We start from the raw sequence: 12,416 nt of genomic DNA on the forward strand, positions 1-12,416 counted from the left end.
GTGCGTGCCGATGCGTAGGCGTACGGACTGGAGACGCGCGACCCCGCGGGCGATAACAAAAAAGTGACCCTCACATCCCAGAGAGCGGTCACGCCCCGGGGAAAGCCGTCACGCCCCGGGAAAGCCGTCACCCTCCGGAAAACTGATCGAAACCAAACCCGTCGCATCCATTGACGCTCCATCCGCCCCACCTTTACCTTCTGGTCGAAGTTACGCACAGTGTTCGTGATCTCGAACGTGCCCGTACGGCGCGTGCGCTGAGCCCGCTCACCATGCCCAACCCCCCCGCCCCCAGAAGGGACTTACCGTGTTCCGCACACGCCACTGGTTCATCCTCGGGGCGGCGCTGCTGGCCCTGTTGGGATCGCTGGTCACCGCTCAGCCGGGGACCGCCGCCGAAGGCCGGCCGTACACCAACCCCGTCAAGGCGCAGAAGGGCGCCGACCCCTGGCTGGAGTACTACAACGGCAACTACTACCTGGTGACGACCTCGTTCACCGGTGAGCTGACCATGCGCAAGTCGCCGACACTCGCCGGGCTGAACACCGCGCCCAGCGTGCAGGTCTGGTCGGACAACAACAGCAGCCGCAACTGGAACATGTGGGCCCCGGAGATCCACTTCTTCAACGGCAAGTGGTACCTGTACTACTCCGCCGGGCCGCGCGGCTCCGCCTGCTGCGACGACCAGCGCACCCATGTGCTGGAGAGCTCCGGCTCCGACCCGATGGGGCCGTACACCCACAAGAACACCTTCGCCGGCTCCAACCTGGACCCCAACGGCTGGCTGATCGACGCCAGCGTGCTCAAGCACAACAACAAGCTGTACCTGGTGGGCAGCGGTTCGGCCGGCGGCAGCAAGCAGAGCCTTGTCATCGCGCCGCTCAGCAACCCGTACACCCTCGCCAGCAACAACTTCACGGTGATCTCCAGCCCGACGCTGAGCTGGGAGACCCAGGGCGGCACGGTCAACGAGGGCCCCGAGCCGCTCTACCGCAACGGCCGCACCTTCCTCATCTACTCCGCCAGCGCCTGCTGGGGTCCCGACTACAAGCTCGGCCAGCTGGAGCTGACCGGCTCCGACCCGCTGCTCGCCTCCTCCTGGACCAAGAAGCAGACCCCGGTCTTCCAGCGCAGCGACGCGAACAGCGTGTACGGGCCCGGCCACAACGGCTTCTTCACCTCGCCGGACGGCACGGAGAACTGGATCGTCTACCACGCCAACGACGCGGCGGGTGACGGCTGCGACAACGGCCGTACGACCCGCGCCCAGAAGTTCACCTGGAACGCCGACGGCACCCCGAACTTCGGCACCCCGGCCCGCCTCGGTACGACGATGGCAGGACCCTCCGGTGAGACGGCCACGACCCCGAACGCCTACACCATCGTCAACCGCAACAGCGGCAAGTGCCTCGACGTCAACGGCGGCAGCAGCGCCGACGGCGCCAACATCTTCCAGTGGACCTGCAACGGCGGGGCCAACCAGAAGTGGCGCATCGAAGACCGCGCCGACGACACCAGCCGCCTCGTCAACGTCGCCACCGGCAAGGTCGCCGACATCGCCGACTGCAGCACGGCCGACGGCGCCGACGTCCGGCAGTGGTCCTGGCTGAACAACAACTGCCAGAAGTTCCGCATGGTCTACACCGGCGGCGACTACGTACGGATCGTCAGCGCCGCCACCAACAAGGTCATGGACGTCGCCAACTGCGGCACCGCCAACGGCACCGACGTACGCCAGTGGACCTGGCTCAACAACAACTGCCAGCAGTGGCGCCTCCAGCCCACCACGGCCTGACCGCCGTCCCCACCACGGCCGGACCACCGTCTGACCTTGCCTGATCAGGAGACCCTCATGAGACGCAGAACCTTCCTCGCCGGGGCGGCCACGGCGATGGCCGCCGGGCCGGCCGTACTGGCCACGGGCGGCACCGCATACGCCGCCGCCCCCGCCTCGCCCGCCGTGACCTTCACCAACCCGATCGCCCTGCAGCGCGCCGACCCCCACATCCACAAACACACCGACGGCTACTACTACTTCACCGCCACCGTGCCCGCGTACGACAAGATCGTGATGCGCCGGGCCACCACCCTCCAGGGCCTGTCCACCGCCCCGGAGACCACCATCTGGACCAAGCACTCGACCGGTGAGATGGGCGCCCATATCTGGGCGCCGGAGATCCACTTCATCGGCGGCAAGTGGTACATCTACTTCGCCGCCGGTGCCGCCAACGACATCTGGAAGATCCGGCCGTACGTCCTGGAGAGCAGCTCCGCCAACCCGCTGACCGGGACGTGGACGGAAAAGGGGCGGATCGCCCTGCCGCTGGACACCTTCTCGCTGGACGCGACGACCTTCGTCGTCGGTGGCAGCCGCTATCTGAGCTGGGCTCAGAACGACCCGGCCGTGGGCAGCGGAACCAACCTGTATCTCGCGAAGCTGTCCAACCCGTGGACCATCACCGGGACTCCGGTACGGATCTCCACGCCGACCCACGCCTGGGAGACCGTGGGCCACCGCGTCAATGAGGGCCCGGCCGTCATCCAGCGGAACGGCAAGGTCTTCATGGCCTTCTCCGCCGCCGCCACCGACGCCAACTACTGCCTCGGTCTGCTGACCGCCTCCGCCTCGGCCGATCTGCTCAACCCTGGCTCCTGGACGAAGAGTTCGCAGCCTGTCCTCAGGAGCAACGACGCGACCGGGCAGTACGGGCCCGGCCACAACTGCTTCACCGTCTCCGAGGACGGGAAGTCGGACGTACTCGTCTACCACGACCGCAACTACAAGGACATCAGCGGCGATCCGCTGAACGACCCGAACCGGCGCACCCGTTACCAGAAGCTGTACTGGAATGCCGACGGCACGCCGAACTTCGGCATTCCGGTCGCTGACGGGGTGACTCCGGTGCGGTTCTCCTCGTACAACTTCCCCGATCGGTATATCCGGCACTGGGAGTACCGGGCGAAGCTTGAGCCGAACGTCACGAATCTTGCCGATTCGCAGTTCCGCGTGGTTGCCGGTCTTGCTGGGAGCGGGACCGTTTCCCTGGAGTCGGCTAACTTTCCCGGGTACTTCCTGCGGCACAAGAATTACGAGATGTGGGTGGAGAAGAACGACGGGTCCAGCACCTTCCGGAACGACGCGACGTTTTCGCGGCGGGCGGGGCTTGCCGACTCGGCGTCGGGGGTTTCCTTTGAGTCGTTCAACTTCCCGGGGCGGTTCATTCGGCACTACGAGAATTTGCTGTACATCCAGCCGGTCAGTACGAGCCTTGACCGGCAGGATGCCACGTACTACGCGGAGTAGCTCCGCCGCGTAGCTCCGCTGGTGGCGCAGTGCAAGGCCCCCCGCGGGATCCAGCCCCGCCCGGCGGCAGTTCTCAGCCGGGCGGGGCGAAGCCCGTCGTCGTGAAGGACGTCTTGTCGCGGTGCGTCGTTCCGTCGGTGATCCACCAGTGCGTGGGGTGCTGGCCGTAGAACCCGAACAGCGCGTCGGCCGCCCAGTTGAGGATCAGCTCGTCCTTGCCGTCGCCGTCGAAGTCGGCGGCTCCCGCGGGCCGGGCATGGCGCCACTTCGCCGGGATCTTCTTGCCGTCCGCCTTCGCCGGTCCTTCGCGCAGGACCGGGGTGCGCTGGTCGCCGTCGATGAGCGTGGCGTTCTCGTACGTGGCGACGAGGATGCCGTCGCGGCCGTCGCCGTCGGGGTCGGCGGCTGCGAAGACTCCGGGGCCGTAGTCGGTCTTCCGGTCCTTGGGTGCCTCGGGCAGCCGGTGGGTGACCGGTGCGGCGCCGCTGCCGGGGTACACGGCGAGCGATCCGTCGACGTCGGGGGCTTCCGTCTCGTAGCCGGGCTCGTCGTTGCGGCTGCCGTCGTCTCCGATGACCACATCGCGCTGCCCGTCGCCGTCGAAGTCGCCGAAGGCGTGGGCGTTGCCGAGGCGCAGCCGGCGGCCGTTCGCGGACAGGCCCTCGCCGCTGCGGGCCGGGTAGAGGGTGTTGGCGGACTGCTCGCCGTCGTTCATCCCCTGGAGCAGCAGAGAGGTCGCGCGCGGCTTGCCCGTCGGGTCGACGTCGTCCGCGATGAGCGAGCCTTCCGACCAGGGCAGGCTGGTGTCGGTGCGCGCGGGCACCCCCGACCGGGTGAACGGGCCGTACAGCACCACGAGCGACGACTGGTTCCGCGCGAGGGCCGCGAGGTCGTGGTGTCCGTCGCCGTCGAAGTCGCCGCGCACCTCGGAATCCACGCCCTGTTTGGACACGCTCTGGGGCAGCCGTACCTCGGTTGCCTCGGCACCCGTCCTGGGCCCGGCCGGTCCGCCCCACGCCACGTACGGAACGGAGCTCGAGGCGGTGATCTGCCCGTCCCTCACCGATTCGCCCGCGACGCTCGTGACGAAGTCCGGGAACCCGTCGCTGTCCAGATCGGCGGTGACCACGGCCTCCGCGATGACACTGTCTTCGGGACCCCACCACTCCGGCGGCAGTGCGGGCAGGCCCAGATCGCCGCGGTCGTAGACCGTGCGGGTCGCCGGGTCGAGTCCCTTGGCCGATCCGTAGACCACACAGATCCGCTGGTCGTGGCCGGTGGTTTCCGGATTGCCGCGGACCTGGACGGGAACCAAGAGATCGCGATGCCCGTCGCCGTTGATGTCGTCGGGGTCCTTCGACCCCTTCCCCGGCGTCGGCGCCCGGCTCTCGGCGGGCGCGCTGGGAACCGGCGCAGCCGACGTCCCACCGCCCGAGGGGGACGGCTCGCGGCCTGTTCCGTCGCCGCCGCATCCGGTGAGCGGGGCGAGTACGACGCACGCGGCGACGGCCGACAAGGCGATACGCGACTTCATGCGCCTCACCGTCACATCCCGTGCCGGACCTGCTCCAGCGAATGCGACGACCGTTGCCCAGTCGTCGCTCAGCCGTTCTGGGAATGGGACCACGAGACCACGCCCGACAGTCGGCGAGTAACCCCGTCGCCGTCAGGTCAACAGCTCGGCCAGGCGGCGCCATTCGGGGCGCGGGAGGGCAAAGCCGTCCTGGTCGGTGACCACTTGGAAGGCCACATGGTCCGCGCCCGCAGCGTAAAAGGCGTCGATACGCTCGCGGATGCGGTCGTCGTCGCCCCAGGCGAAGAGCGCGTCGATCAGTCGGTCACTGCCGCCGTTCGCGAAGTCGTCCTCGGTGAAGCCGAACCGCAGGAAGCTGTTGGTGTAGTTCGGCAGGGTGAGATACATGGCGAGAGCGCCGCGGGCGAGCGAGCGTGCGCGGTCCGGGTCTGTCTCCAGGACGACCTTCAACTCCGGTGCGAGCAGCGGTACTTCGCCGAGGATCTCGCGGGCGTCCGCGGTGTGCTCGGGAGTGACCAGGTACGGGTGCGAGCCGGCGGCGCGATCGCCGGACAGCTTCAGCATCTTGGGGCCGAGGGCGGCCAGGACCCGGCGCTCGGCGGGCACTCCGGCGGCGTCCAAGGCGTCCAGATAGCTGACCATGGACGCATACGGGCGCCGGTACTGGTCCGCCAGCTTGGCGTGACTCACCCCGAGGCCCAGCAGGAACCGGCCGGGGTGAGCCGCGTCCAGCTCGGCGAACCGCGCGGCGGTATCGGCGGCCTCGTACTGCCAGATGCTCTGGATGCCGGTCGCCACGGTCAGCTGCGAGGTCGCCTCGATGAGCGGCACGGCGTGCTGCGCCGCGCTGTTGCCGCCCAACCAGGCGGCGCCGAAGCCGAGTTGTTCGAGTTCGGCGGCGGACTCGGCGATCTCGCTCCGCTGTGCCGGGTCCTCCGAACGCAGTCCGGGACTCCAAATGCCGTACCGCCCGACCGCCTCCTTGGGTGAACTGCTGCGAACCTCAGTCGTGACGCTGTCCGTCATCGGCTCCGACTCCCTTGAACGCTGTGCACTGTCGTACGTGTCGTACGAACCTGTCGCAGCGGCCCCAACCGGCGGCTCCTTCTGGATATTCCGTTGACCGGAGGCATGCGGGGCGCTCCGCTTGAAGGGGCGGTTCGTATCTGCGGGTTCGTTGTGGCTGATCGCGCCCGCGCGGCGGAGCCGCAAATCGATACAGCCCCGCGCCCCTATCGGGGCCTGCGGCCCCTCAAGCGGCCGCGGTTCGTATCTGCGGGTGCGTCGTGGCTTGTCGCGCCCGCGCGGCGGAGCCGCAAATCGATACAGCCCCGCGCCCCTGAGAGGCCTGCGGCCTCCCTAGCTAGGGGCGCGGGGCGCCCCCAGAGGGCACTTTCGGCGTCTCCGCGGTGCGTCAACAGCAGCGGCTCTGTGGATGGTTCTCCCGGTGGTGGGTCCGCAGGACCTCGTACTCCCGTCGGCTGGGTAGCGGAGCGTCCGGGTGCCGGCGTCGGTGGTGTGCGCAGTAGCGGTCGTACTCCGCTTCGCCCGTCAGCTCGCGCAGATACCAGCGGATCCAGCGCACGCCCCTGGTCCAGTGCCGGACGTTCATGGACGGCAGGCTCATGTACGGGCTCCCACCAGCGGTTCGTCCGCCTGCTCGGGGACGTCGATGCGGGACTCGACGTACGGGGCCTCCGTCGTCGGGAGCGAACCGGGCGCGCGGATGGCCCGTACGCACACCACCGCCGCGTTGACGATCACCACGGCGACCAGGAGCAGGAACAGGGCGATCAGGACGCCGTCGACCGTGGAGTTGGTGACCACGGTGTGCATGTCGTCGAGGTTCTTGGCGGGCGCGATGACCTCGCCGGCGTCGATGCCGTCGGCGTACCGGTCGCGCTGGGCGAAGAAACCGATGCGCGGGTCGTCGGAGAAGATCTTCTGCCAGCCGGCGGTGAAGGTGACCGCGACCACCCAGGCCAGCGGGACCGCGGTGACCCAGGCCCAGCGCAGCCGCCCGGACTTGATCAGCACGGTGGTGCAGACGGTGAGGGCGATGGCGGCGAGCAGCTGGTTGGCGATGCCGAAGAGCGGGAAGAGCTGGTTGATTCCGCCGAGGGGGTCGGTGGCGCCGGTGTAGAGGAAGTAGCCCCAGGCGGCCACGACGAGTCCGCTGCACAGCCAGATCCCGGGCTTCCAGGTGACCCGGCCGATCGGCTTCCAGACGTTGCCGAGCATGTCCTGGAGCATGAAGCGCCCGACACGGGTGCCCGCGTCGACCGTCGTCAGGATGAACAGCGCCTCGAACATGATCGCGAAGTGGTACCAGAAGGCCTTCATGCTCGCCCCGCCGAACACCCCGGAGAAGATCTCCGACATACCCACCGCGAGGGTCGGCGCACCACCGGTACGGGCGATGAGCGTCTGCTCCTCCACGGCCTTCGCCGCCTGGGTGAGCTGGTCGGGGGTGATGCTGAAGCCGAGGCCCGCGACCGCCTGCGAGGCGGACTCGGGGGTCGTACCGAGGAGCCCGGCGGGTGCGTTCATCGCGTAGTACAGGCCCGGTTCGAGGGTGGCCGCGGCGATCAACGCCATGATCGCGACGAACGACTCCATCAGCATGGCGCCGTAGCCGATCATCCGGACCTGCGACTCCTTCTGGATCAGCTTCGGAGTCGTACCGGAGGCGACCAGCGCATGGAAACCGGACAGCGCGCCGCAGGCGATGGTGATGAACAGGAAGGGGAAGAGGGAGCCCGCGAAGACCGGGCCCGCGCCCGAGGAGGCGAAGTCGCTGACCGCCTCCGCACGCATGACGGGCGCGGCCACGACGACTCCGACCGCGAGCAGCGCGATGGTGCCGATCTTCATGAAGGTGGAGAGGTAGTCGCGGGGCGCGAGCAGCATCCATACGGGGAGTACGGAGGCGACGAAGCCGTATCCGACCAGGCAGAACACCAGGGTCGTCGGGCTCAGCGTGAAGGTGTCGGCCAGCGAGGAGTCCTGGATCCAGCTGCCGCCGATGATCGCGAGCAGCAGCAGCGCCACACCGATCAGGCTGGTCTCGACGACGCGGCCCGGCCGGATCCGGTGCAGCCAGAAGCCCATGAACAGGGCGATCGGGATGGTCATGGCGACCGAGAACGTGCCCCAGGGGGAGTGGGCGAGGGCGTTGACGACGACGAGGGCCAGCACACCGAGCAGGATGATCATGATGGCGAAGACCGCGATCAGGGCAGCCGCCCCGCCCGCCCGGCCGATCTCGTCACGGGCCATCTGCCCGAGCGACTTCCCGTCCCGCCGCATCGACAGGAACAGCACCACCATGTCCTGCACCGCCCCGGCGAAGATCACGCCGGCCACGATCCAGATCGTGCCGGGCAGATACCCCATCTGCGCCGCGAGTACGGGCCCCACCAGCGGCCCCGCCCCCGCGATCGCCGCGAAGTGGTGGCCGAGCAGCACCCGGCGATCGGTGGGCTGGAAGTCGACGCCGTCCTCCAGGCGTTCGGCGGGAGTGGCCCGCCGGTCGTCCGGCTTCAGTACGCGCCGGGCGACGAAGCGGCTGTAGAAGCGGTACGCGATGGCGTACGAGCCGAGGGCGGCCAGTACCAGCCAGACCGCGGAGATCTCCTCGCCCCTGGAGAGCGCGAGGACACCCCAGCAGACGGCGCCGACCAGGGCGACTGCGGTCCACAGGAGGATGGACCGAGGGGTCATACGGGGCCGGGCGGACCCGGAGGGGGGCGGGCTTTCCGGTGCCGGGGGAGCGGATTCGGGCATGGCTGACGTAGGCATGGCGGCTCCTGGCCTTGGTGCTGGGTGATGTGTGCGGCGCTACTCAGTGGTGGTGTGCGGCGCTACTGGGAGGTGGTGTGCGGTGCTGAGTGGGCGGTGGTGCCGGGCGGTACGCGGCGGGTCTTGTGGGGCGGCGCGTTGTGCTCGCGGTGGCGGGCGGTAGGTGGCGGGAAGCGGCTCAGGGATCGGGCCGGTCGTGCAGTTCGCGCAGGTCGGGCCCGTCTGGGCGGTCGGATCGGTCGTGCCTGGTCAGTGCGTACGCGGCGAGCAGGCACAGTCCGCACCCCGGCACCCAGGCGAGCTGGTACCAGTAGAAGAACGGCGTCCCCGCGATCCGCGGTTCGGCACCGGCGTACCAGGGCACCCACAGCAGTCCGGCGGCGGGCGCGAGAAGCAGTACGGCGATCGCGAAGCGCCGCAGCCGTTGATGGCCAGTGCTGCCGGTCGATGCCATGACCTGCGCTCCTCTCCCCTTGCCTCTCCCGATCGCGGTCGGTCTGTGCAAGAGTTGCCCACCCGCCGGAAGTGGTTGACAGGGAATTTCCAGAAGATTTCCCGCCGGTTTTCCGAAACCCGTGTCAACCGGACCGCACGCCCGCGCAACTCTCCGGCAAGGGCTCGGGCCATGGCCTGTCCGGCGGACAGGCCATGGGACCTCAGGCACACCAAGGACGGTGACCCATGGCGGACAGCGCCATGACCGCGACGTTCCTCGCCGTGACCGGCGGGGCGTCGCTGCTCGCCGTCACCGCGCGCCGGCTCCGTCCCAGCGATCGCCTGCCGTCCCTTGAGGGCTGGGCGCTGGCCGACCGGAGCCTCGGCCCCGTCTGGACGTGGATGCTGCTCGGCGGCACGATCTTCACCGCGTACACCTTCACCGCCGTACCGGGACTGGCATACGGAAACGGGGCGCCCGCCTTCTTCGCCGTGCCGTACACGGTGATCGTCTGTCCGCTCGCCTTCGTCCTGCTGACCCGGCTGTGGGCGGTGGCCCGCCGGCACGGCTACATCACCGTCGGCGACTTCGTGCGCGGCCGGTACGGTTCGGCGCCGCTCGCCCTGGTGGTGGCGCTGACCGGGATCCTCGCGACGATGCCCTATCTCGCGCTGCAACTGCTGGGCATACGGGCCGTACTCACCGCCGGAGGCGTCTACCCGCGGGGCGCGAGCGGCGACCTGGTGCTGATCGCGCTGTTCGCGGGGCTCGCGGTGGCGACGTACCGGCACGGGCTGCGGGCGCCGACCGTCATCTCCGCGTTCAAGGCGGTGGCCGTCTTCGTCTCGCTCACCGCCGTGTGCTGGCTGGTCCTCGCCCGGCTCGGCGGACCCGGCGCGGTCTTCGACGGTGCGGCACAACGGCTCGGCGGCACCGGCGTCGCCGACTCCGCCCTGCTCCTTTCCCCCGAGCAACAGCCCGCCTACGCCACGCTCGCTCTCGGCTCAGCGCTGGCCCTGCTGATGTACCCGCACGTGCTCACCGCCTCCTTCGCCGCCGACAGCCCGCGCACCCTGCGCAAGGTCTCCGTGGCACTGCCCGCCTGGACGGGACTGCTCGCCCTCTTCGGCCTCCTCGGCATCGCGGCACTCGCCGCCGGGGTACGGGCACCCGAGGGCGGCGCCGAGACCGCCGTACCGATGCTGGTCGACCGGCTGATGCCGGGCCCGCTCGCCGGACTCGTCTTCGGGGCGATCACCGTGGGCGCGCTGGTACCGGCGGCCGTCATGTCGATCGCGGCCGCCACCTGCTTCGTACGCAATGTGTACGTCGAGTACGTCCACCCCACCGCCACCCCCAAACGACAGGTCCGCATCGCCAAGGCGGTCTCGCTCACCGCGAAGGTCGGCGCGGTCGCGTTCGTGTTCGGGCTGCGCGACCAGGACGCCATCAATCTCCAACTCCTCGGCGGCGTATGGATCCTGCAGATCTTCCCGGCGGTCGCCATAGGGCTCTTCACGGGCCGACTGCATCCCCGGGCGCTGCTCGCCGGGTGGGCCGTGGGCATGGCGGCGGGCACGTTCCTGGTGGTCCGCGAAGGGTTCTCGTCCATCGTTCCGTTCGGCGGCGGCGACCAGCCGCTGGAGATCTACGCCGGGCTCGTCGCCCTGCTGCTCAACCTGACCGTCGCGGTGGCCGGCACCGCGGCCCTCGAACGCTTCGGCGTCCCGCGGGGCGCCGACCTCACCGACCTACCGTCCCGCCTGACCGTCAGGCGGCGCCCCGAGACGGGAGCGAGCAACCCGTGAGACGCAGACAGCACACGCGACTGCCGGCGCCGCAGGCCGCTCCGGCCGCCGTCACCGATCCCCGTATCCCAGGGCCGGCCGACACCGACCACTTCCCGCGGCCGGCCGACACCGATCGCATCCCGCGGCCCGCCGACGCCGATCGCTACCCGCGGCCCGTCGCCGGCGGCGCGACGGCGACGTCCCCGCCGGCCGGTGCCCCGACCGGAGACGAGGTGCTGTCCCCACCCGTGAGCGATCCGGCCGACATCGAGCGGGAGGCCGCCCTGGCCCGCCTCTTCGAGCTGCACTACGCCTCGATGCTGCGGCTGGCCGTCCTCCTCGGCGCGGACGACCCGGAGAACGTGGTGGCCGAGGCGTACTACCAGATCTACCGCAAGTGGCGCCGCCTCAGAGACGCCGAGGCGGCCGAGGCGTATCTGCGCTCCACGGTCTGCAATCTGACCCGGATGCGCATCCGCCACCTCCAGGTCGCCCGCAAGCACGTCCAGCAGCCGCCGAGCGAGGTCGTCGCCTCCGCGGAGAGCACGGCGCTGCTCCGAGACGACCAGCGCGTACTGATCGACGCCCTGCAGCAACTGCCCGCCCGGCAGCGGGAAGCGCTGGTGCTGCGGCACTGGCTCGGTCTGAAGGAGAGTGAGATAGCCGCCGCGATGGGAATCTCCGCCGGATCGGTGAAGACGCACACGTCGCGCGGTATCGCCGCCCTGACCCAGGCGATGGAGGCCCGGCGATGAACGAAGTGGACCGTAACGAAGTGGATCGTACGGAGCAGGCGCTGCGCGAAGCGCTCGGAACGCTCGCCGGCGGTGTCCAGGCCGCCCCTGACGCCTACCGCACAGCCCGCGGCGACTGGCTCCGCCGCGAACGCCGCCGCCGCGTGGTCCTGGCCGTTCTGATCGCGGTGGTCTTCGCCCTCGCCACCCTGATCGGCCTCTGGGTCCTGAACCAGGCCCCGTCGGACCCAAGCGTGATCTTTTCCTACGGGGTGAGTGCGCCTCCGGCGGGGGCGGGTTGGAGGTGACGGTGGCCGGGGCGGCGTACTGATGGCTCGGCCCCCCGGCCGTCGGCCTTGTCCTCAAGCCGGCCATCGCCGCGCGGACGCGCATGGCACCCTGACCGCCATGAGCGATCACGACGCGACGGCGACACCAGCCACGTACGACGACATGTGGGACACGGTGGGCCGCCTCCAGGAGTGGCTCGTACGGGCCCAACCCGCGCGTCCCCCTCAAGAGGCCCTGCTCCTGCGGATGTTGAAGCTCTCCGAGGAGGTCGGTGAGGTCGCCGAGGCGGTCATCGGCGCCACCGGGCAGAACCCGCGCAAGGGTACGAGCCACACCTGGGACGACGTCCAGTCGGAGCTGTGCGACGTGATCATCACGGCCGCCGTCGCCCTGCGCACGCTGACACCCGACGCTCGTGAGGTGTTCACGAGCCACTTGGAGCAGGTGCGGAAGCGTTCGCTCGGCCCGGGTCAGCTCTCCTGACGTCGGTCAGGTCCCCTGACGTCGGTCAGTTCCCCCTGACGTC

Annotated in this window: 11 protein-coding genes; 6 read left to right on the plus strand and 5 right to left on the minus strand. The window is 69.7% G+C overall.

Going from position 1 to position 12,416, the window contains the following annotated elements:
• Nucleotides 1-307 precede the first annotated feature (307 nt).
• On the plus strand, nt 308-1,795 hold the full coding sequence (locus OHT21_RS34005) for a family 43 glycosylhydrolase (protein ID WP_328772087.1): 1,488 nt from the start codon (nt 308-310) through the stop codon (nt 1,793-1,795).
• Nucleotides 1,796-1,852: 57 nt separating this feature from the next.
• On the plus strand, nt 1,853-3,304 hold the full coding sequence (locus OHT21_RS34010; protein WP_443050472.1) for a family 43 glycosylhydrolase: 1,452 nt from the start codon (nt 1,853-1,855) through the stop codon (nt 3,302-3,304).
• A gap of 73 nt (nt 3,305-3,377) precedes the next feature.
• Here OHT21_RS34010 and OHT21_RS34015 read toward each other — a convergent pair whose 3' ends face one another.
• The 5 genes from OHT21_RS34015 to OHT21_RS34035 form a co-directional block, all read right to left on the minus strand.
• Entirely contained in the window at nt 3,378-4,838 is a 1,461-nt protein-coding gene (locus tag OHT21_RS34015; protein ID WP_328772088.1) for a hypothetical protein, read from the minus strand.
• Between the two features lie 132 nt (nt 4,839-4,970).
• Complete coding sequence (locus OHT21_RS34020) at nt 4,971-5,864, minus strand: LLM class F420-dependent oxidoreductase (RefSeq protein WP_328772089.1); 894 nt, start codon at nt 5,862-5,864, stop codon at nt 4,971-4,973.
• A 388-nt stretch (nt 5,865-6,252) separates the two neighbouring features.
• Nucleotides 6,253-6,450 carry a YbdD/YjiX family protein gene (locus OHT21_RS34025; RefSeq protein WP_328774330.1) on the minus strand — a complete coding sequence of 66 codons (198 nt, stop codon included), beginning with the start codon at nt 6,448-6,450 and terminating at the stop codon, nt 6,253-6,255.
• A gap of 11 nt (nt 6,451-6,461) precedes the next feature.
• Entirely contained in the window at nt 6,462-8,639 is a 2,178-nt protein-coding gene (locus tag OHT21_RS34030) for a carbon starvation CstA family protein (protein ID WP_328772090.1), read from the minus strand.
• Between the two features lie 178 nt (nt 8,640-8,817).
• Nucleotides 8,818-9,093, minus strand: coding sequence for a DUF3311 domain-containing protein (locus OHT21_RS34035; protein WP_328772091.1), 276 nt, complete (start codon nt 9,091-9,093; stop codon nt 8,818-8,820).
• 227 nt (nt 9,094-9,320) lie between these two features.
• On the opposite strand from OHT21_RS34035, the gene OHT21_RS34040 reads away from it, so the two are divergent.
• The 4 genes from OHT21_RS34040 (at nt 9,321) to OHT21_RS34055 (ending at nt 12,373) form a co-directional block, all read left to right on the plus strand.
• Nucleotides 9,321-10,883, plus strand: a complete 1,563-nt coding sequence (locus OHT21_RS34040; protein ID WP_328772092.1) for a sodium:solute symporter family protein — start codon at nt 9,321-9,323, stop codon at nt 10,881-10,883.
• Nucleotides 10,880-11,620: a SigE family RNA polymerase sigma factor gene (locus OHT21_RS34045; protein ID WP_443050473.1), complete on the plus strand. Its 741-nt coding sequence runs from the start codon at nt 10,880-10,882 to the stop codon at nt 11,618-11,620. Before OHT21_RS34040 ends, OHT21_RS34045 begins: the two co-directional genes overlap by 4 nt.
• Nucleotides 11,617-11,907 carry a hypothetical protein gene (locus tag OHT21_RS34050; protein WP_328772093.1) on the plus strand — a complete coding sequence of 97 codons (291 nt, stop codon included), beginning with the start codon at nt 11,617-11,619 and terminating at the stop codon, nt 11,905-11,907. Before OHT21_RS34045 ends, OHT21_RS34050 begins: the two co-directional genes overlap by 4 nt.
• 100 nt (nt 11,908-12,007) lie before the next feature.
• Nucleotides 12,008-12,373: a MazG-like family protein gene (locus OHT21_RS34055; protein WP_328772094.1), complete on the plus strand. Its 366-nt coding sequence runs from the start codon at nt 12,008-12,010 to the stop codon at nt 12,371-12,373.
• The last annotated feature ends 43 nt before the right edge of the window (nt 12,374-12,416 follow it).

The sequence above is a fragment of the Streptomyces sp. NBC_00286 genome, assembly GCF_036173125.1.
Classification (GTDB): domain Bacteria; phylum Actinomycetota; class Actinomycetes; order Streptomycetales; family Streptomycetaceae; genus Streptomyces.